Annotated in this window: 14 protein-coding genes; 11 read left to right on the plus strand and 3 right to left on the minus strand. The window is 63.3% G+C overall.

Annotated elements, in window-relative coordinates:
* The first annotated feature begins 206 nt into the window (after positions 1 to 206).
* From Q5H93_RS17240 to Q5H93_RS17270, 7 genes are all read left to right on the plus strand, one after another.
* On the plus strand, positions 207 to 1,445 hold the full coding sequence (locus tag Q5H93_RS17240) for a M16 family metallopeptidase (protein ID WP_305007866.1): 1,239 nt from the start codon (positions 207 to 209) through the stop codon (positions 1,443 to 1,445).
* Positions 1,446 to 1,538: 93 nt separating this feature from the next.
* Complete coding sequence (locus tag Q5H93_RS17245) at positions 1,539 to 1,979, plus strand: YDG/SRA domain-containing protein (RefSeq protein ID WP_305007867.1); 441 nt, start codon at positions 1,539 to 1,541, stop codon at positions 1,977 to 1,979.
* A 57-nt stretch (positions 1,980 to 2,036) separates the two neighbouring features.
* Positions 2,037 to 2,681: an O-methyltransferase gene (locus Q5H93_RS17250; RefSeq protein ID WP_305007868.1), complete on the plus strand. Its 645-nt coding sequence runs from the start codon at positions 2,037 to 2,039 to the stop codon at positions 2,679 to 2,681.
* Between the two features lie 81 nt (positions 2,682 to 2,762).
* Complete coding sequence (locus tag Q5H93_RS17255; protein WP_305007869.1) at positions 2,763 to 5,666, plus strand: outer membrane beta-barrel protein; 2,904 nt, start codon at positions 2,763 to 2,765, stop codon at positions 5,664 to 5,666.
* 144 nt (positions 5,667 to 5,810) lie between these two features.
* Positions 5,811 to 8,219, plus strand: a complete 2,409-nt coding sequence (locus Q5H93_RS17260; RefSeq protein WP_305007870.1) for a LysM peptidoglycan-binding domain-containing protein — start codon at positions 5,811 to 5,813, stop codon at positions 8,217 to 8,219.
* A gap of 143 nt (positions 8,220 to 8,362) precedes the next feature.
* A complete protein-coding gene (locus Q5H93_RS17265; protein WP_305007871.1) occupies positions 8,363 to 8,632 on the plus strand; it encodes a hypothetical protein in 270 nt (89 codons plus the stop codon).
* A gap of 128 nt (positions 8,633 to 8,760) precedes the next feature.
* Positions 8,761 to 9,978 (plus strand): NAD(P)/FAD-dependent oxidoreductase, encoded by a 1,218-nt coding sequence (locus Q5H93_RS17270; RefSeq protein ID WP_305007872.1) that lies wholly within the window; start codon positions 8,761 to 8,763, stop codon positions 9,976 to 9,978.
* On the opposite strand, the gene Q5H93_RS17275 is transcribed toward Q5H93_RS17270, so the two are convergent.
* Positions 9,914 to 11,140, minus strand: a complete 1,227-nt coding sequence (locus Q5H93_RS17275) for a fatty acid desaturase family protein (protein WP_305007873.1) — start codon at positions 11,138 to 11,140, stop codon at positions 9,914 to 9,916. The genes Q5H93_RS17270 and Q5H93_RS17275 overlap by 65 nt on opposite strands.
* A gap of 530 nt (positions 11,141 to 11,670) precedes the next feature.
* Here Q5H93_RS17275 and Q5H93_RS17280 point away from each other — a divergent pair.
* Complete coding sequence (locus Q5H93_RS17280) at positions 11,671 to 12,372, plus strand: hypothetical protein (RefSeq protein ID WP_305007874.1); 702 nt, start codon at positions 11,671 to 11,673, stop codon at positions 12,370 to 12,372.
* 43 nt (positions 12,373 to 12,415) lie between these two features.
* On the plus strand, positions 12,416 to 14,137 hold the full coding sequence (locus tag Q5H93_RS17285) for a T9SS type A sorting domain-containing protein (RefSeq protein ID WP_305007875.1): 1,722 nt from the start codon (positions 12,416 to 12,418) through the stop codon (positions 14,135 to 14,137).
* A 24-nt stretch (positions 14,138 to 14,161) separates the two neighbouring features.
* On the opposite strand, the gene Q5H93_RS17290 is transcribed toward Q5H93_RS17285, so the two are convergent.
* Positions 14,162 to 14,902: a DUF6683 family protein gene (locus Q5H93_RS17290; RefSeq protein ID WP_305007876.1), complete on the minus strand. Its 741-nt coding sequence runs from the start codon at positions 14,900 to 14,902 to the stop codon at positions 14,162 to 14,164.
* A gap of 280 nt (positions 14,903 to 15,182) precedes the next feature.
* Between Q5H93_RS17290 and Q5H93_RS17295 the strand changes: the two genes are divergently transcribed.
* On the plus strand, positions 15,183 to 16,907 hold the full coding sequence (locus Q5H93_RS17295; RefSeq protein WP_305007877.1) for an FG-GAP-like repeat-containing protein: 1,725 nt from the start codon (positions 15,183 to 15,185) through the stop codon (positions 16,905 to 16,907).
* A gap of 178 nt (positions 16,908 to 17,085) precedes the next feature.
* Here Q5H93_RS17295 and Q5H93_RS17300 read toward each other — a convergent pair whose 3' ends face one another.
* Entirely contained in the window at positions 17,086 to 17,502 is a 417-nt protein-coding gene (locus tag Q5H93_RS17300; RefSeq protein WP_305007878.1) for a hypothetical protein, read from the minus strand.
* Between the two features lie 334 nt (positions 17,503 to 17,836).
* On the opposite strand from Q5H93_RS17300, the gene dnaE reads away from it, so the two are divergent.
* Positions 17,837 to 21,550, plus strand: a complete 3,714-nt coding sequence (gene dnaE, locus Q5H93_RS17305) for a DNA polymerase III subunit alpha (protein WP_305007879.1) — start codon at positions 17,837 to 17,839, stop codon at positions 21,548 to 21,550.
* The last annotated feature ends 55 nt before the right edge of the window (positions 21,551 to 21,605 follow it).

Raw genomic sequence — 21,605 nt, forward strand, 5'->3', positions numbered from 1 at the left:
TGGGTATTGGGTATTGGGTATTGGGTATTGGGTATTGGGTATTGGGTATTGGGTATTGGGTATTGGGTATTGGGTATGAACTTTCCTGAACACCGAACACCGAACACCGAACACCGAACACCGAACACCGAACACCGAACACCGAACCTCACCACCAATATTCCATCAACGGCTTGCGGTTGTTGCCCCGTACCTTTGCCTTTCTTATGACCGACTACCATATCCACGAATACCCCAACGGCATCCGCTTGCTGCACAAGCAGGTGCTGCATACCAAAATAGCCCACTGCGGTTTCCTCTTAGACATCGGCTCGCGCGACGAGCAGGCCCATCAGCAGGGCCTGGCCCACTTCTGGGAGCACATGGCCTTCAAAGGCACCACCAAGCGCAAGAGCTTCCACATCCTCAACCGCCTCGAAAGCGTGGGCGGCGAGCTCAACGCCTACACCACCAAGGAGAAAATCTGCTTCTACGCCACGCTGCTCAGCAGCCACTTCGAGCGCGCCTTTGAGCTGCTCACCGACCTCACGTTCAATTCTGTATTTCCAGGTAAGGAGCTGGAAAAGGAGCGCGGCGTCATCCTCGAAGAAATGAGCATGTACCAGGACGCCCCCGAAGACGCCATCATCGACGACTTCGACGAAGTCGTCTTCGGCGCGCACCCGCTGGGCGTCAACATCCTCGGCACCCGCGAGAGCGTGAGCAACTTCCAGACCGCGGACTTCCACACCTTCTATAACGAGAACGTGCGCACCGACCGGCTGGTGTTCAGCTCCGTGAGCAACCTGCCGTTTAAGGAAGTGAAGCGTCTGGCCGATAAGTTCCTGGCCCCGCTGCCCGCCCGCCTGGGCCCGCGCCCCCGCCTGGCCGTAGGCGGCTACCAGCGCAAGGACAAGGTGGAGAAGCGCCCCATCACCCAGGCCCACTGCCTGCTCGGCGGCCCCGCCTACGCCCTCGCCGACGAGCGCCGCATCCCGTTCTTCATGCTGAACAACATCCTCGGCGGCCCCGGCATGAACTCGCGCCTCAACCTGGCCGTGCGCGAGAAGTACGGCCTCGTCTATACCATCGACAGCTCCTACTCGCCCTACACCGATACAGGCCTCTTCGGCATCTACTTCGGCACCGAGGGCAAGCAGGTGAAGCGCACCATCGGCCTGGTGCAGAAGGAACTGAAGCTGCTGCGCGAAAAGACCCTCACCACCAACCAGCTCCACATCGCCAAAAACCAGCTCATGGGTCAGCTCGCCATGAGCGAGGAAAGCAACTCGGGCCTAATGCAGCTGCTGGGCAAGAGCACGCTGGACCTGGGCCACGTCGAGCCGCTGACGAGCATCTTCGAGCGCATCAATAAAATAACCGCCAGCGAGCTGCAGGAAATGGCGAACGAGGTGCTGACGGAGGATAATCTGAGCGTGCTGCAGTACGTGCCGGAGGGGAAGTAGGCTGTAGCGCGAACTTTGTAGTTCGCGTCCCCGCGCCGGTTCAACGACTATAATGGCGCGGGGACGCGAACTACAAAGTTCGCGCTACACCGTATGCCTCATTTCGGCCCCATCGCCCACGCCCAGCCCGGCGACCTCTTCGCCTCCCGTGCCGAGCTCTCGCTGCTGCGCCAGCACCGCCCGCCCCGCGCCGGCGTGTGCGCCACCGCCGCCGCGGGCGCCGAAAGCCTCATCCTCGCCGACCAGTACGAGGACGACGAAATCCACGACGACTACTTCTGGTACGCCGGCCACGGCGCCCGCGACCCCAAAACCGGCCACCAAACCGCCGACCAGACCCTCGACGCCCGCAACCAGGGCTTAATCAAGAGCCACGAAACCGGCCAGCCCATCCGCGTCTTCCGGCGGGTGGCCCCGGCCGGCCCGGCGCAGTTCCGCTACGAGGGGCTGTGGCGCGTGGTGGCGTGGGAGTATGTGCGGGGCAAGTCGGGGTATATGGTGTACCGGTTCCGGCTGGAGCCGCTAGCGGTGTAACCCCACCCCCGGCCCGCGCCGACGGCCCCGTACCTTTTTAGTTGTTCTCTTCCAGTCATGTCCAACGACCCCCTCCAGCACTACGCCGACCAGCACACCACGCCCGAGCCTCCGCTACTAGCCCAGCTCACCCGCGAAACCCACGTGCAGCTCCTCATGCCGCGTATGAGCAGCGGCCACGCCCAGGGCCGCCTGTTGAGCATGCTCAGCCATTTGATTAAGCCGCGAAGGATTCTGGAAATCGGCACTTTCACCGGCTACGCCGCCCTGTGCCTGGCCGAGGGCCTGGCCCCCGACGGCCTACTGCACACCATCGAAGTAAACCCCGAGCGCGAGGCGCGCATCCGGCGCTACGTGGCCGCCGCCGGTCTGGCGGAAAAAATCCAGCTGCACATCGGCGCGGCGCGCGAAGTTTTGAGCCTCTTGGTCGATGAAGTATGGGACTTAGTCTTTATTGACGCTGACAAGGTTAACAACGGCCTTTACTTTGATTTGGTAATTGACCAGGTGCGGCCCGGTGGCCTGCTTCTCATCGACAACGTGCTGTGGGGCGGCAAGGTGCTGCCCGACTACCCCGTAAAGCCCAGCGACAAGGACACGCTGGCCGTGCGCGCCTTCAACGACCGCGTGGCCCAGGACCCCCGGCTGGAAAGCGTGCTGCTGCCGCTGCGCGACGGGCTGCTGCTGCTGCGGAAGCGGTAGGAGCTGGAGTAGGGCCGCCCGGAAGTCAACGAAGCCGCCGCAAAAACGTCAAAGGGCATTCCCGCGACCTACTCGAACTTCATGCGCAACTATTTTCTACTCGTCTTCCTGCTGTTAAGCACGCTGGCGGCCCGCGCCCAGGCGCCCACCACCGTCAGCGGCCGCGTCGTGGATGGCAAAGACCAGTCGCCCCTCATCGGGGCCAACGTGCTGCTCATCCACCTGCCCGACTCGGTGAAAACCGGCGCGGCGGCCGATGCCGAAGGCAAGTTTCAGCTGGACAACGTGGCCGCCGGGCGCTACGTGCTCGACATCTCCTACGTGGGCTATGCCCAGCAGCGGCAGACCATCACCGTGGCGGGCAGCCCGGTGGTGCTGGGCACGCTGGCGCTGGCCACCGGCGGCATCCAGCTCAAGGGCGTGACCGTGGTGGGCCAGGCCGCCCAGAGTGTGCAGAAGGGCGACACCACCCAGTACAACGCCCGCGCCTTTAAAACCAACCCCGACGCCAACGCCAACGACCTAATCCAGAAGATGCCGGGCGTGACCGTGGGCGCCGACGGCAAGGTGCAGGCCCAGGGCGAAAACGTGCAGCAGGTGCTCGTGGACGGCAAGCCCTTCTTCGGCACCGACCCCGACGCGGTGCTCAAAAACCTGCCCGCCGACGTCATCGACAAAGTCGAAGTATTCGACCAGCGCAGCGAGCAGAGCCGCTTCTCGGGCTTCGACGACGGCAACACCACCAAGACCATCAACATCATCACCAAGGCCGAGTACAAGAACGGGCGCTTCGGCCGCATCGTGGCCGGCGCGGGCACCGAGCGCTACAAGGCCAGCGGCAACCTCAACGACTTTCACGGCGACCGGCGCCTCTCGGTAGTGGCCCAGGCCAACAACGTGAACGAGCAGAATTTCAGTCCCGAAGACCTGGCCGGCGTGTCGGGTAACTCGAACCAGGGCGGGGGCGGCCAGGGCGGCGGCCGCAACGGCGGCAACCGCGGCGGCGGGGGAGGAGGCGGTGGCGGCGGCAACGCCAGCGACTTCCTCGTGAACCAGAGCGGCGGCATCACCAAAAGCCTCGCCGGCGGCCTCAACTACTCCAACGCCTGGAACAAGAAGACCGAGCTGACCGGCAGCTACTTCTTCAACCGCGGCAACAACAGTCTTCTCAGCAGTACCTTCCGCCGCTACACCCTGCCCGAGCAGAGCAACATCACCTACACCCAGAACGCCACCACCGGCAGCGTCAACACCAACCACCGCCTCAACTTCCGGCTGGAGCACAAGATTGACTCGGCCAACACCATCCTGTTTCGCCCGCGCTTCAGCTCGCAGCAGAACGATGCCACCAGCAACTTTAGCGGCGCCACCGACAGCGCCGGGGTGCGGCAGAGCGACATCCTGAGCAACTACCGCGCTGCCACCACGGCCATCAGCTCCAACAACGACCTGCTGTTCAGCCACCGCTTCCGTAAGCCGGGGCGCACGTTCTCGCTGGGCGCGGTGGCCAACTATAACCGCCGCACCGGCGACAACAACCTGCTGACCACTAACACCGGCCAGTCATCCTCCGACCTCAACCAGTTTTCCACCCTCACCCAGGAAGGCTGGAACCTGAGCGGCAATTTCGCCTACTCGGAGCCGCTCAGCAAGCAGGACCAGCTGCAAGTCAACTACACCCTGGGCTACGCGCCGAACAACTCCAACAAGCGCACCTTCAACTTCGAAAACGCCGAGCAGCAGTACTCGCGCCTCGACACGACGCTGAGCAACGTGTTTGAGAACTACTACCTCAACCAGGCCGGCGGCGTGACCTACCGCCACGTGACGCCTAAATACCAGGCTTCGGTGGGCGCGGCTGTGCAGTCGTCGGTGCTCAACAGCGATACCGAGTTTCCGACGGTGGGCACCGGCCGCTACACCTTTCTGAACCTGCTGCCCAACGCCAACCTGAACTACAAGTTCAGCAAGCAGAAAAACCTGCGCCTGAACTACCGCACCAGCACCAGTCCGCCCAGCGTCAGCCAACTGCAGGCCGTGGTAAATAACTCCAACCCCCTGCAGCTCACCATCGGCAACCCCGACCTGCGGCAGGAGTACCAGCACAACGTGAACGTGCGCTACACGGCCTCGGCGCCCGACAAGGCCAGCAACTTCTTCGCCCTGCTCGGCGGCTCCTACACCCAGAACCCCATTGCCAACCGCACCACCGTGGCCGCCCAGGCCCAGACTATCACGCCCGAAGGCACCACCCGCGCCGTGGACCTGCCCGCCGGCGCCCAGCTCACCCAGCCCGTCAACCTCAGCCAGCAGTACACCCTGCGCTCGCTGCTGAGCTACGGCCAGCCCATCAAGGCCATCAAAACCAACGTGAACGGCAGCGTCAACGCCAACTTCAACCAGACCCCCGGCCTGGTCAACGGCCAGCTGAACTACGCCCGTACCCCCAGCGTGGGCCTGGGCCTGACCCTGAGCAGCAACATCAGCGAGAAGCTGGACTTCACGGTGTCGTCGAACTCCACCAAGAGCTACGTGTTCAACACCCTGCAGGACGCCAGCACCAGCTACTTCAACCAAAGCACCCGCCTGCGCCTGAGCTGGATAGTGGGCCCGGGTATCAGCATTCAGACCGACGTGGCACACACGGCCTACTCGGGCCTCTCGGCCGGCTACAACCAGCAGTACATCCTCTGGAACGCCAGCATTGGCAAGAAAATCTTCCCCGGCCAGCGCGGCGAAATCAAGCTCTACGCCTTTGACCTGCTCAACCAGAACCAGGGCATCCAGCGCAACGTGACCTCGGCGTACTACGAAGACGTGCAGACGACCATTCTGCAGCGCTACCTAATGCTGATGTTTACTTACAACATCCGCAGCGGCAACGTGCAGCCCGCCGATGGCCCCACCGATGGGCCAGGCGGGCGCGGCGGGCGGCCGGATGGTCCACCGCCGGGCGGCGGTGGGGGCGGGCCGTACGGCGGGTAAGAAAGAGTTAAAAGGTAAAAGTGAAGAGTTAAAATGCGGATAGAAGCTCTTGGCAACTACTCGCTTTTAACTCTTCACTTTTACCTTTTAACTCTTCTTCACGCGAAAAGCAGGTACTTTGTAGCTCCACGATGCCCTCCGCGTATGCGCAAACCTGCTTTCCTGTTGCTGCTCCTGGCCCTGGCTGCCTCCACCCGGGCCCAGACCACCCGCCCGCACCCCGACGTGCCCGCCGCGATGGACGTGGCCGGCCTGCACCTGGAAATCAACGAGGCCGCCCGCACGCTCATCCAGCAGAAGGCCGACGCGCTGTGCCGCCATCAGCCCTCGTTTCAGGCCCGGGTCGATTTGGCCGATGGCTCGTTTCCCATCATTGATAAGGTATTGCAGCAGGAGGGCGTGCCGCTCGATTTCCGCTACCTCGTGCTGCAGGAAAGCGCCCTGCGCGGCGACGCCCAGAGCATTCACGAGGCCGTGGGCTACTGGCAGATGAAGAAAGGCACCGCCACCGACCTCGGCCTGCTGGTGAATGAGCAGGTGGACGAGCGCCGCCACCTCACGGCCAGCACCCGCGCCGCCGCCCGCTACCTCTCGCGCAACAACGCCAACCTGCGCAACTGGATGAATGCCCTGCTGAGCTACAACACCGGCCCCGGCGGCGTGAAAGCCTACGTGCTGCCCACCGATAAGGGCGCCACCGAGATGAGCATCACCGAGCAGACTTCGCCCTACGTGCTCATGTTTCTGGCCCACTGCATTGCCTTCGAGCCGGCCTGCGGCATGAACCCCAAGCCCCCGCTGCGCCTGCAGGAATTTCCGGCCGTGCCGGGGCAGAGCCTCGCCCAGCAGGCCGACATCATCTACGCCGACCCGGCCGCGCTGGCGGTGCACAACCGCTGGCTGCTGGCCCCCGTGGTGCCCGCCGACCGGCCCTACACGCTCATCGTGCCCATCACCGATGCGGCGGCGGCCGCCGGCCTCGCCGCTGGCCAGCGCGGCATCACCGAAACGCAGCTCATCACCGCGCCCACGCTCAACGCCCGTAACAAGGCCGAGGTGCGCGTCAACAACCTGCGCGCCCTCGTTGCCCTGCCCAACGAAAGCAAGGAAGACCTGGCCCGCCGCGGCGGCGTGAAGCTGGGCCACTTCCTGCGCTTCAACGAGCTGCGCGGGTTCGACAATGCCATTGCCGGCCGGCCCTACTTCCTGCAGCACAAGCGCGACGTGGCCGCCGTGGAGTACCACGTGGTGCAGGCCAATGAGTCGGTAGCCGACGTGGCGCAGAAGTACGGCATCCGCCAGCACGCCATCCAGCAAAAAAACCACTTGGCGAAGAACGAGGAGCTGCGCCCCGGCCGCGTGCTGTGGCTGCAGCACACCCGCCCCCGCTCCATTGCCGTGGAATACCGCAATGAGCAGGAGGGCATCGGGCTGGAAATGCCGGTGGGCACGCCCCGCCCCGCCCGCCCGGTGGCAGTGGTGCCCGTGGTGCCGCCCGTGGCGCCCCTGCCACCGACCGCCGAGCCCGCGCCGGTGGTAGTGGCCCCGGCCCCCAAACCCACGCCGACGCCCGCCACCGAGCCGTCCGAAGCCCGCGAAATCCCGGACGCCCCCGATGTGGACGCCGCCACCGAGGCGCTGAACAGCCGCCCGGCGGTGGTCGTTGCGCCGCCCGCCCTGCCCACGCCCCGGCCCCTGCCGCCCACCCCCGCCGCCCCGCTCAGCCTGCCGCCCCGCGCCCCGCTGCCCACCGGCGGCCTGGCCGATGAGCCCGAACCGGAAACCGTGACGGCCCGGCCCACCGCGCCGAAGCCCGCCGCCCCCCGGCCGGTGGCTTCCAAGCCCGCTGTCCCGGCGCCGACTGCCGAAGCCCCCGCCGCCCTGCCGAAGCCCATTGTGCTGCCGCAACCGGCGAAGACCATGCCACCCCGGCCCGCCGCGCCGGTAGCTGCGGCCGCGGTTGCGCCGGCCCCCGCCCGCCCTGCCGCCCCGGTCGCCGACACCGACGGCAAGGTACTGGTGACGTATCAGCCCGCCGCAAGGCCTGCCCCCGGCAAAGCGCCCGCCCCTAAGGCTCCAATTGCCACTCCGGCTACTGCTGCCGACGAGTTGCACCGCGTGGTCCCCGGCGAAACCGTGTACGGCCTGGCCCGGCAGTACGAAATCAAGCCCGCCGACCTGCTGGCCTGGAATAACCTGCCGCCCAACGCCGGCCTGAGCGTGGGCCAGCTCGTTCGCCTGCGTCCGGCGGCAGAAGCGGCGCCCGCGCCCGTTGTCCCGGCGGCGCCCCCTGCCGCTACCAAGCCCACGCCTGCCGCCAGCAAGCCCGCCGCCGCCCTGCGCCTGGCTACTACCGCGCCTAACCCTGCCCTCTACGTGCCGCCTACCCCGAAAAAAGCCGCTGCCAGCAGCCAGCACACCGTGGTGGCTGGCGAAACGCTGTACAGTATTTCACGGCTTTATGAGGTAAAAGTAGAAAGCCTTAAAGTCTGGAATAACAACCATGTAGATGCCGTCAAGGTAGGGGAGGTATTGCGCGTGAAAGCTCCATAGCCTGGGAAAAGATAACAGTCATTTGTGAGATTTTGGGAACAATTTGCGTTATTGCGGTTGTATTACTGCCGCCCGCAGCACCCAGCTGCTAAAGCCGCTGTCTGATTTCAACTTTTTTCCCTCACACTCTCTTTTCTTTTTGTATGAAACACCTCCTGATTCTCTGCGCCCTGTTGGTAGCTACGGCTGACTTGCAAGCCAGCGCCCTGCCCACCCAAACCGACCCCAAGGCCGACAAAGCGGCTGCCAAGAAGGCCAAGAAAGCCCGCCGCCAGAAAGGCCCGGAGGTGTACAAAGGCCCGGTGGCCGAGCAGCTGCGCGTCATCGAAGATGCGCCCAACGCCCAGAAGGACCCCAACCCCGACAAAGAAGAAGCCAAAGCCGACCGCAAGAGCGACAAGGAAACGAAGTAATTCGCCTGGCTTTTCCACTAAAAAACCTCCCGGCTCCACGGCCGGGAGGTTTTTTTATGCCTCGTCTCCGACGATGGCGCCGGCGGCAGGCGCAACACAACCCGCCCCCCAGTGCGTAAGCCCTGGGTATGAACTTAACCACCGGCCAACCCTTCTGGCTTACCGAACGCGGCCTCGGGCGCTACCCCGTCCTCGACCAAAACATCACCTGCGACGTGGCCGTGGTGGGCGGCGGTATCACCGGGGCATTTCTGGGCTACTACCTTACCCGGGCTGGCCTGCGCGTGGCCGTGCTGGAGGCCCGCTACTTTGGCAGCGGCAGCACCTCGGCCAGCACGGCTATGTGCCAGTACGAGCTTGATGAAGACCTGAGCAACCTGCGCCAGCAAGTGGGAGTGAAGCGCGCCAACGACGGCTACCTCGGCAACCTCTACGCCGTACACGCCCTGGCCCGCCTCTGCCGCGAAGAGCTGCCCGACGACTGCGAATTTGAATACTGCCGCAGCTTTTACCTGGCCAGCACCAAGGCCGATGTGCCGCACCTGTTCGAAGAAGGCGAGGCCCGGCGCGGCATTGGCATCGAGTGTGTTTTTCTGGAGGAGCAGGAGCTCCACGCCCGGTTCAAGCTGAAGGCCGCCGCGGGCCTGCTTTCTGGTGATACTGCGCAGGTGAACCCTTACAAACTCACCCATACGCTATTGCAAGCCGCCCAGGCCAACGGCCTGCAAGCCTTCGAGCGCACGCCGGTGCAGCGCTACACGCCCGATGCTGATGGCCCCGGCGTGACCGTGCAGGCCGGCAGCGAGGGCCAGTTTCGCATCCGGGCCCGGCACATCGTGGTGTGCACGGGCTACGCGGCGGCCGAACTGGTGCCGCAGGACATCGTGAACCTGCACTCGACCTATGTGGTGAGCAGCCTGCCCGGCCAGGCCGCCACGCTGCCCACCGGCACCGCCCAAATCTGGGAAACGGCCCGGCCCTATCTCTACACCCGCGTCACGGCCGACGGCCGCCTGTTCGTGGGTGGGCGCGACGAGGTCATCAAAAACAGTACCTTCCAGCACGCCGTGCTGAACCACAAGACCGATAAATTGCTGGCCCAATTCCAGGAGTTATTCGACGCCGATACGCCCTGCACGCCCGATTTTGCCTGGGGCGGCGTGTACGGCGAAACTTCCGACGGCCTGCCCTACATCGGCCAGCACCCCGATTTTCCCCGCGCCTGGTTTGCCCTGGGCTACGGCGGCAACGGTACTACCTACAGCCTGCTGGCCGCCGAAATTATCCGCGACGCCTTGACGGGGCGCGAGCACCGGTTTGCCCACACGTTTGAGTTTGGGAGATAGTTGCTGTCATGCTGAACGCAGTGAAGCATCCTATCACGTTCGAACGCTTGGTTCCGACGTGATAGGATGCTTCACTGCGTTCAGCATGACAGCTACAGCAGGCTACCGCTAGCACCGGCGCGGCCGCAATACGCCGGGTGCGGCTGCGCAGCAGGGCCACTACTTCGGCGTCGTCGGCATACCGGTCGTCGAGGTTCACGAAGTGGCGGGCCAGCAGGTCGTAACGCTTGGCCATGAGGTAGAAAAAGATGTGCAGGAAGTGAATGCCATCGAACACAATGGCGTCGTTGGCGGCGTACTGGGCCAGGTTCTTCTGGAAGTGCAGGGGGTGCTCGGTCCAGTGCATGGCCGGCTTGAGGTGGTGGCTGATGTGGTAGCCGTCGTTCCAGCACTTGTGGTTGTAGGGCGTGTTGATGCAGGTCACGCTGTTCTGGTAGCAGTTGTCGGGCGCATCGGCGGCGATGAAGGCGTGCTGCGCCCAGTTGCCGAGCATCATGATGCAGCGCCCGGTGATGACCGGCAGAATGAGCACCGCCACCGTGGCCGGCCAGTTCACAAACAGCAGCCCGAACGTGACCACCAGGTAAACAGCTTCGCCGCGCAGCAGCCGGCGGCGCAGCGTGGGCTTGTTGCGGCTGCCGAGGTAGCTCACCAGCTTCGGAATACCGAGCAGGAAAAAATCACCCAGATAGCGCAGGAAGCTCCGCAGCGAGTCGCGCTGGTAGAACATGGTCGAGCTTTCGTCGTCGGGCAGGTTATTCTCGGGGTGGTGCATACCCAGGTGGTGGGTGAAGTACGTCTCCGGCGTTTGCCCAAACAGCGGCCCAATCACCCAGGGCAGGTAGTGGTTGAGGTAGCCGTACTTTTTCTTGAAAAATACCCGGTGGCTGGTGCAGTGCTGCATCAGCCCAAACGGCCCCCGGAACCGGGCATTGCCGAGCGCGAAATACACGCCGAACACCGCCCACCACAGCCAGCCCGTCACGGCGGGCACGAACAGCAGTACCGCCAGCGGCAGCATGGTGGCCGAAATCTGGAGCGTCAGATAAACGAAGGGCAGGTCGCGCCGGTCCTGCACGAAGCGGCCGAAAAATTCATCGGCGCGCGAAGGGTAAGTAGGGGCAAGGTACACCGGGTCGGTGGTGCCGGAAAAGCTTTTCATGCGAGGATAGGGGAGAAGCGTGCTATCCAAGGCCAGGAAAAGGAGGAGGCGGGGCCCCACCCCAGAGGGCGGAACTCGCTGACACCGATGGGGCAGAAGTAGCTGAATGGAGCTAAGCGCAGCCCGTGGCGTGGGCCCGGCGGGCCCGTATAGGGGGTTAAACGTGATGCAAGATAAGTCGTTCCAAATGCCCGAAAGTTGTGGGCCGGCGCGGCCGCCTCCCCGGCCCTGGCCCTCTATCTGCGGACAGCACCCGAAACGCCGCCGACAGCACCCGCAACGCTGCGGAAGTAGCCGAAAAACGCGGAACAGTGCCCGCAACGGGCGGGACAGCGCCCACAATGCCCTGGGCAGTGCCCTAAACCAACGGGACAGTGCCCGAAACGCCGCCGACAGTGGCCGAAACAGCTGGAACAGTGTCCGAAACGCCTCTGGCAGCACTCCCAACGAAAAAATATACCGGACTACCGCCAAAAAACAGGACCAATCAAAAATTATTTCTACCTTTCAGCACCTTAACTCTTTCTGCCATGAAAAATAACCGCCTCGACGCCTACCACCGGCGCGACACCGCCACCACCGCCGGCCTCGACGCCGACAAAAAGAACTACGAGCCCATCGAAGAGGACATTGCCCCCCTCCGTGAGCAGCTCGCCACCAACCACGCCAACGCCGATAAGCTCATCGACGAGGTGCTGAAGGCCGACAGCGAAGACTCGGCCGAAGTGAAAACCAAAACCAAAGGCCTGCTGCTGCCCCTGCTCAACCGACTCTCGGCCGGCCTCCAGGCCTTCGCCGAAAGCAAAGCCAACGATGACGAAGACCTGCTGCCCCGCGTGACCCTGGGCAGCGACGCCCTCCGCAAAGCCGACGAAGACTCCTTCGTGCGCCTGGCCACCGGCCTGCTTGCCGAAGCCGACAAAGTACCCGCCGCCCAGCTCACCAAGCGCGAGTTCCTGCCCGCCGACCTCGCCGAGGCCAAGCGCCTGCTCCAGCGCTTCGCCGGCCGCCTCACCCCCGGCCGCCTCGCCGACGTGGAGGGCAAAAGCACCCGCGAAATCCTCTCCGACCTGCTGGCCGCCAACCAGCAGCTCATCAAAAAAATCCGCAAGCAGCTGTTGCCCTACAAAAACTCCCCCACCAAGCACGACGTGTGGTTGCGGTTTCAGGGGTATTCGAAGGTGGTGCTGCGCACCGGCGGGTCGGCTAAAAGTGGGTCGGGCGCTGCCTAGCTTTGCGGCGTCTTGTCATTGCCCAACTCTAGTAATACTCCTGATGCGCTTTCTTATACTGCCTGGGTTTGTTTTCGCCGCCTTCGGAGCCTCTGCCCAAGTTATTACCAGCCTGCTGCCGCCCCGCAATGCCCTTAACGCTCCCCGTACAACGGCCGTGGCGGCCACTCTGTCGGTACCGGTTGCCGTCGGTGCAGGTTCGGCCCTGCACGTATTCAGCGCCCAGGCTGGCGGCCACAAAGCCGGGACGGCTGCCGCTACCGGTAACATCATCAGTATTACCCCCACCGTCGAGTTCAAACCTGGTGAAATTGTGCGGACTACCCTTGCCGCCGGGGCGGGCACCGCACCGCAGGTGTGGCAGTTCACGGCCGCTGCGGGCCAGGGGCCCGGCGTATTCAGAGGCGCCACCAACCCCCTTATTGGGTCCAGTACTAATGATGTTGAGGTCGCCGACATCGACAACGATGGCGATTTGGACCTGCTGGTAGTAGATATACTTAACCGGGCTATCACGGTCGCCCGCAACGCTGCGGGCGGCACCTTGGCCGCGCCGGCCACGGCCCTGACGCTGCCATCCGATTACTTTCCCCAGGAGCTGGCCATCGGCGACCTCGACAATGATGGTGACCTTGACTTGGCAATTTCTACCTATTTCAGTACCCAAGGGGGCAATGGAGCAATTACCATCGGCCTCAACGATGGGCAGGGCGCCTTCACCGCTCCCGCCCCCGCCACCTTGTCCACGCTGGTGGGCAACCAGCCCACCGGTATAGAAGTAGGGGATATTGATGCCGACGGCGACCTGGATATCCTGACCGCCAACTACGCCGCCAACTCCGTCAGCGTGTGCCGCAACAATGGCAGCGCAGGCTTTACGTTGGCAGCCACGGTGGCCGTCGGCATATCGCCCCGCGACCTGGCGCTGGGCGACCTGGACGGCGACGGCGACCTGGATTTGGTAACGGCCAATGGCGGGGGCACTCCCAATGCCAGCGTGCGGCTCAACAATGGCAGCGGGCAGTTCACGGCGCCGGCTCAGGGAGGAAGCCTGTCGACCGGCCAACAGTCTATCGGGGTAGCGTTGGGCGACGTAGACGGTGATGGCGACCTGGACGCCTTGGTTACGAATCCCTCCAGCGGCAGCGTCAGCGTTTGCCTCAATAATGCCGCTGGCCTGCTAACGCCCATCGTCCCCGCCGTGGCGCTGGGTGGAGTGCCAGCGGCTACCCCATTTGATGTGGCTCTAGGAGATATCGACGGGGACGGCGACTTGGATGGCCTCGCCGTTAATGCGTATGGCAATGCCCCCACGGTCCGGGTGATGATAAACGACGGCCTGGGAGGATTTTCGCTAAGCAGAAATTACATAGTGCCCCTCAGTGCCACTCCCAACCACATCGCGCTGGGCGACCTGAACGGCGATGGCGACCTAGACCTGGCCACCGACGGAATCACCGGCTCTACTACCTTCAACGTCCGGTTCAACCAGCTGACCACCGCTACCCAGCCCGCAGTGGCTGGGGCACCTGCTACCATCTGGCCCAATCCAGTGGGGCGCGGCACCACCTTGCAAGTGCTGACGGGCACTGCTGCTGCCGGCACCATTACCGTGCAGAACCTCTTTGGTCAGCTAGTGCATCAACAGCCTTTTCAACAGGCTAAATCCGACATTTCCACTCGTAGCTTGGCCCCCGGCCTCTACCTGCTCACGGTGCAGGCCGCCGGGCAGGCCCCCCGCACCCAGCGCGTGGTGGTGGAGTAATGCCCCCGGCCAGATTAGCGCCGGCTACTGCTTCACCAGCCCCTGGCTGGTCAGCGTCAGCTGCATCACGTCGAGCTGGAAGCGCTGCTTAAGCGTGCTGGCCACGTTGCGCCGAAAAGCCACCAGCGAGGCCGGGCTGCCCTGCGCGCCCACCGCGAGCAACGCGGTTTGCAGCTTTAGGTACTCGCCCAGCGCGGCCGCAGCCGTGGCCGACTTCCCGCTCAGCACATTGGCCACGGCCGGGGCAAACTGCCGCCGCACGCCCGCCGAGCCGCTGGCCGGCAGCAGAGCCCCGGCCGGGGCCTCGCCGTGGGCCACCCGGTAGGTGGCCACCAGGTAAGCGGCAAAGGCGTCGGCCACATCGTTTTCGCGCAGGCCCGAGCCGGCCAGTAGCTTGCGGTAGAGCACGGTGTAGTCGGTGCTGCCGCCCGGCCCAAAGGCGGCCGTGAATTGCTGGGCCGTGGCGGCGGGCTTGCCGGCATTCTGCTGGGCCAGGGCCTGCTGCCGGGCCGCCGGGGTAGGGGTGAAGGCCGTGCTGGCGGCCGGGCGGGCGGCGCGGGTGCTGCTGCGCCCGCTGGCTCCGGCCGTGCGGCCCGAGTTGCGGTAGGAAGCCTCCAGGGCATTCTGATTCAGCAGCGTGGTGGTCTGGCTCAGCACCGAGCTGGTGAAGATGTCCATCGTCAGCTCGACGGACTGGGCCCGGGCAGCGGGCGCGGCGGCCAGCCCCAGCAGCAGGGCGGCTCCGAAGAATAGGGTACGGGTCATGGCAGGAGCGGACAGCTGGATAATTACGACCGCTGTACGTGGCCCCATGGCCGGGGTTAGCTAAGAATTGTTTGTTGCCTGAAACATGCAACCAGCAGCTCATCAAAAAAAACGCTAGCAGTTGCTGCTCTACAAAGGCTCAGCTACCCGGCACGAAGTGTAGCTGCAGTTTCACGGGTATTCGAAAGTGTGCTGCGCACGGGCGGCAGGGGCAAAGGCGATGGTACAGCAGCGGTCTAACTTTGTGGCACCTTATCACTCTCTAACTCCTGGCCTCCCGATGCGCTTTCTTACGCTTCTTGGTTTTGTTTTCGCTGCCTCCGGGGCCTCTGCCCAAGTCATTACGAGCCTGCTTCCACCTCGCAATGCCCGTAGCGTTGCCCGCTCAACTGCCGTAGCGGCTACCCTGTCGGCACCGGTTGCCGTGGGCGCAGGTTCGGCCCTGCACGTATTCAGCGCCCAGGCGGGCGGCCACAAAGCCGGCACCGCCACCGCCACCGGCAACGTCATCAGTCTTACCCCCACTGTTGGGTTTAAGCCCGGCGAAGTCGTGCGGGCCACCCTCACCGCTGCGGGGAGCGCCGTACCGCAGGTGTGGCAGTTTACGGCCGCCGCCGGCCAGGGGGCCGGCGTATTCAGGGGGGTGAGCAACCCCGTCATTGGGTCCAGCACCAGCGATGTGGAGGTGGCCGACCTCGACAACGACAGCGATTTGGACCTGCTGGTGGTGGATGTGATTAATCGGGCCATTACAGTCACCCGCAATCTCGGGGGCGGCACTTTTGCCGTTCCGGCCCCGGCCCTGGTGCTGCCACCGAATTACTCTCCCCAGGAGTTGGCCATCGGTGACCTCGACAACGATGGTGACCTCGACCTGGCAATTTCTACGTATTTCAGCACGCAGGGAGGGAATGGCGCGATTACCATCGGCCTCAACGATGGGCAGGGCAACTTCACCACTACCGCCCCCGCCACCTTGTCCACGCTGGTGGGCAATCAGCCCTTGGGGATAGAAGTGGGGGATATTGACGCCGACGGCGACCTGGATATTCTGACCGCCAGCTACGCCGGCAACTCCGTGAGTGTGTGCCGTAACAATGGCAGCGCAGGCTTCACGCTGGCGGCTACGGTGGCCGTGGGCGATTCGCCCCGCGACCTAGCGCTGGGCGACCTCGACAGCGATGGCGACCTGGATTTTGTGACGGCCAATGGTGGGGGCACTCCCAATGCCAGCGTGCGGCTCAACGATGGCAGCGGACTGTTCACGGCTCCAGCTCAGGGAGGAAGCCTCTCGACCGGCCTGCAATCCATCGGGGTAGCCTTAGGCGACGTAGACCGTGATGGCGACCTCGACGCCCTGGTTACGAATCCCGCCGGCGGCAGCGTCAGCGTTTGCCTGAATAATGGCGCTGCGCTGCTAACGCCCGTCGTCCCCGCCGTGGTGCTGGGCCTGGTGCCAGCGGCTACGCCGTTCGATGTCGCGTTAGGCGACATTGACGGCGACGGCGACCTGGATGGCCTGGCCGTGAATGCGTACGGGAATGCCCCGACGGTTCGGGTGATGACAAACGACGGCCTGGGCGGGTTTTCACTAGGCCGGGATGCGGTGGTGGCCCTCAGCGCCACGCCCAATCATATCGCGCTGGGCGACCTTGACGGCGACGGCGACTTAGACCTGGCCACCGACGGAATCTCCGGCTCTACTACGTTTAACGTCCGGTTCAACCAGCTGACCACCGCTACCCAGCAGCCGGCGTCTGCTGCTCCGGCTACCATCTGGCCCAATCCAGTGGGACGCGGCACCACCTTACACCTGCTGACGGGTACTACTGCTGCTGCCGGCACCATTACCGTGCAAAACCTCTTGGGCCAGATAGTGCATCAACAGGCTTTTCAGCAGGCTAAATCCGACATTACCACCGCCGGTCTGGCCCCCGGCCTCTACCTGCTCACGGTGCAGGCTCCGGGCCAGCCCGCCCGCACCCAGCACGTGGTGGTGGAGTAGGAGCGCCTCGCTAAAATCTCAGTCGCCCGGCACAGCGTGTGGCTGCGCTTTCATAGGTATTCGAAGGTGGTGCTGCGCACCGGCGGCAGGGGGCAAAGCCAGAAGAGGCCAAGCCTGACGCGTAGCGTTTGAACCTATGATAGAAGCCCCGGTGCCGGTAAGGCGTCGGGGCTTCTACTTATTTGCGTACAGGCTGCTTGGTTATCTCGTCCCATCGCAGTGCGTGTTGATTGGCTTGGTACCACTGCTCCCAGCGACGAAGTACGGCGCGGGTAGGGGCTGGAGCAGCAGTGTACTGCCCTGGGTTGCGAATCGGTGCCTGGATTCCCGAGATGGTCTGGATGAACCTGAGGGCCTCACCTACGCGGGCGACCATATAAAGGCTGTCTCCATTTATAAGCAGCAGCTCATAATCTTTTGATTTGAGCGCAGCAAGGTCGCCTGTCCCGTCTACCTCGCGGTGAAGTACAGCGAAGTAATCCTGAAAATAAGCAGCAACGCGTGGGTCGGTTCCTGTTTTTGCGGGTACGGAAACACAAGCACCCGGTAGATACACTAAAAGTAAAAGTGTAAGGTTCCGTACTGTCACCATCATGCGAACTATAAAAGAAATGCTCTGGCAACAAGGCCGTACACGAAGTTAGGCGAATAGGCAGCTCAAATTTAAGCGTTTTGCAGAGCAAACTAACGGTCTCTGCCAAGCGCGCATTACAGCGAAGGCTTGGGGCTGCCCGGCGCTCCAACAAAAAGAAGTTTTGGCGGCCCGGCCGGGAGGGGCCCACGGGTAGCAGATGCGAAAACTCAGAGCAGCCAGGGAATCAGTAGCCCACTAAAAAGGGTTTGCCAAAGCCCCCCGCCCGGCGGTATCTTTACCTACTGCCGCCAGCTAATTAGTAATTGTTAATTACTAATTATTAATTAAAAAGAAGATGCCCGTTTTCTCCCACCTCCACTCGCACACCCAGTACTCGCTCCTCGACGGCCAGGCCAGCATCGCGGCCCTCATGAAAAAAGCCCAGAAGGACGAGATGCCCGCCGTGGCCCTCACCGACCACGGCAACATGTTCGGGGCGTTCAACTTCGTGGCCGAGGCCAACAAGTACAACGTCAAGCCCATCGTAGGCTGCGAGTTCTACATGGTAGAAGACCGGCACAAGAAAGCCTTCAGCCGCGAAAAGGGCGAAAAGGACAACCGCTACCACCAGCTGCTGCTCGCCAAGGACCAGGCCGGCTACCACAACCTGGCCAAGCTCTGCTCGCTGAGCTTCATCGAGGGCCAGTACTCCAAGTTCCCGCGCGTCGACAAGGAGCTGATTGAGCGCTACCACCAGGGCCTCATCGCCACCAGCTGCTGCATCGGCGCCGAGATTCCGCAGGCCATTCTCTTCGAAAGCGAAGCCGCGGCCGAGGAAAAGCTGAAGTGGTGGCTCGACCTCTTCGGCGAGGACTACTACATCGAAATCCAGCGCCACGGGTTGATGAACTTCGACGGCACCGGCAAAAGCCAGGAAGACGTGAACCAGGTGCTGCTGCGCCTGGCCAAGAAGTACAACGTCAAGGTCATCTGCACCAACGACTCGCACTACGTCGACCAAACCGATTACGCCGCCCACGACCTGCTGCTGTGCGTGAACACCGGCGAGGAGCACAGCATCCCCGTCGGCGACATCCGCACTAACTACTACACTCTGCTCACCAGCAACGGCCAGGTCCACTACGACCTGCTCGACAACCTGCGCGCCACCCACGGCCGCGACGAAAACGCCCAGAAGCAGCTCCGCCGCATCGATGAGGAACTGCAGAAGCCCAAGCCCCACACCCGCTTCGGCTTCGCCAACGACCAGTTCTTCTTCAAGACGCAGGCGCAGATGAACGAGCTGTTCAAGGACGTGCCCGACAGCGTGGATAACACCAACGAGATTGTCGATAAAATCACGCCCCCGAAGCTGGCCCGCGACATTCTGCTTCCCAACTTCCCCATCCCGGCCGCCTTCGCCAACGCCGACGAGTTCCTGCGCGAGCTGACCTACGTGGGCGCCTTCGGCCCCAGCGCCGGCAAGGGCATCGTGACGATGACCAAGCCCCCGCGCTACTCCGAGCGCACCCCCGAAATCGAGGAACGCCTTGACTACGAGCTGCGCATCATCCAGACGATGGGCTTCGCCGGCTACTTCCTCATCACCCAGGACTTCATCAACAAGGGCCGCGAAATGGGCGTGGCCGTGGGCCCTGGCCGGGGTTCGGCCGCCGGCTCGGCCGTGGCCTACTGCGTGGGCATCACCAACATCGACCCGATTAAATACAGCCTGCTCTTCGAACGCTTCCTCAACCCAGAGCGCGTGAGCATGCCCGATATCGATATCGACTTTGACGACGTGAACCGCCAGCGCGTCATCGACTACGTGGTGGGCAAATACGGCAAAACCCAAGTCGCCCAGATTATTACCTTCGGCACGATGGCCGCCAAGTCCAGCATCAAGGACGTGGCCCGCGCCATGGAGCTTCCCCTGCCCCAGACCAACGACCTCACCAAGATGGTGCCCGACAAGCCCGGCACCACCCTGGCCGGCGCCTTCGCCGAAAACCAGGAACTCGACTTCATCCGCCGCGATGAGTCGCCGGAGAACCTGAAAGGCTACATTCTGCGCCTCGCCACCCAGCTCGAAGGCTCGGTGCGCAACACCGGCATCCACGCCGCCGGCGTCATCATCGCGCCCGACGACATCACGAACTACATCCCCGTCTCGACCTCCAAGGACTCGGACCTGCTCGTCACGCAGTTCGACGGCAAGGTTATCGAAAGCGCCGGGATGCTCAAGATGGACTTCCTGGGGCTAAAAACCCTGACTATCATCGTCGATGCCCTGCGCCTCATCGAGCGCAACCACGGCGTAAAAATCGACATCGACGACATCCCGCTCGACGACGAGAAAACCTACGCCCTTTACCAGCGCGGCGATACCATCGGCACGTTCCAGTTCGAGTCCGAGGGCATGCGTCAGTACCTCAAGGACCTCAAGCCGACCAACATCGAGGACCTGATTGCCATGAACGCCCTCTACCGCCCCGGCCCGATGCAGTTCATCCCGAACTTCATCAACCGCAAGCACGGCCGCGAGGAAGTGGAGTACCCCCACGAGCTGCTGAAGCCCATCTTGGAGTACAGCCAGGGCATCATGGTGTACCAGGAGCAGATTATGCAAACCGCGCAGATTCTGGCCGGCTACTCCCTCGGCGGCGCCGACTTGCTGCGCCGCGCCATGGGTAAAAAGGACATGAAAAAGATGGCCCTGGAACGCGAAAAGTTCACCAAAGGCGCCAAGGACCTGCACGATATCCCCGCCAAGAAGGCCAACGAAGTCTTCGACGTGATGGAGAAATTCGCCGAGTACGGCTTCAACCGCTCGCACTCCGCCGCCTACTCCGTGGTAGCCTACCAGACTGGCTACCTGAAAGCCAATTACCCCGCCGAGTACATGGCCGCCGTGCTCACCAACAACATGGGCGACATCAAGAAGGTGACCTTCTTCATCGAGGAAGCCCGCAAGCAGGGCGTGCCCGTGCTCGGCCCCGACGTGAACGAAAGCCTCTTGAAATTCAACGTCAACCAGGAGGGCAAAATCCGCTTCGGCATGGCTGCCGTGAAGGGCGCGGGCGAGCTGGCCGTGGAAAGCATGGTGGAAGAGCGCGAGAAAAGCGGCCCCTACCAGGACATTTTCGACTTCGCCAAGCGCGTCAACCTGCGCACCGTCAACAAGAAAACCTTCGAAAGCCTGGCCCAGGCCGGCGCTTTTGATGACTTCGGCAAGCACCGCCGCCTCTACGTGGAGGCCCCGCAGGGCGACCGCAACCTCATCGAAAAAGCCATGCAGCTGGGCCAGCAGCACCAGGCGGCCAAGGAGTCGGCCCAGCACAGCTTGTTCGGGGCCGGGGCCTTCGGCGCGGTGGCCGCGCCGCTGCCCAAAATCCACGAAATGGACCCCTGGAGCAAAACCGAGCAGCTGCGCCGCGAGAAGGAAGTCGTTGGTTTCTACCTCTCGGGCCACCCGCTCGACAGCTACAAGCTGGAGCTCGATGCCTACTGCACCTGCGGCCTGGAAAAGGTGGACGAAATCAAAAACAAGGAAATGCTGGTGGCCGGCCTCATCACCAACGTGATGTTCAAGACCACCAAAAACGGCCAGCCCTTCGCCACCTTCACCCTCGAAGACTACGAGAGCAGCATCAGCCCCGCCCTGTTCCGCGACGACTATACCAAGTTTGCGCCCCTCATCAACCCGCGCAACTACCCCAACGACCAGGTGCCGCCCATGTTCGTGAAGCTCAAGCAGGAGTTGCGCCGCCACACCCAGGACCAGTGGGACCTGCGCATCCTCACCATGGAGCCCCTGGCCGAGGTAGCCGAAAAGCGCAGCAAGGGCGTGCGCGTACGCCTCGACCTGCGCACCGTCACCAGCCCCATGCTCGACCGGCTGGAAGAAGCCATCGAGTCGGCCCCCGGGCGCAAACGGCTCGAAATCCAGTTTGCCGAGCCGCACGAGCATTTGTCGGTGGATATGTTCTCGCGGCGCTTTACCATCGAGCCCAAGCAGTTCATCGACAAGATGAAGGAGATGGAGATGGACGTGTGTACGTTGATTTAAGGCTTGCCTGTCAGGCAGAACGCGCCCATCTGTCATGCTGACGAAGGAAGTATCC

Source organism: Hymenobacter aranciens (genome assembly GCF_030580865.1).
GTDB lineage: Bacteria > Bacteroidota > Bacteroidia > Cytophagales > Hymenobacteraceae > Hymenobacter > Hymenobacter aranciens.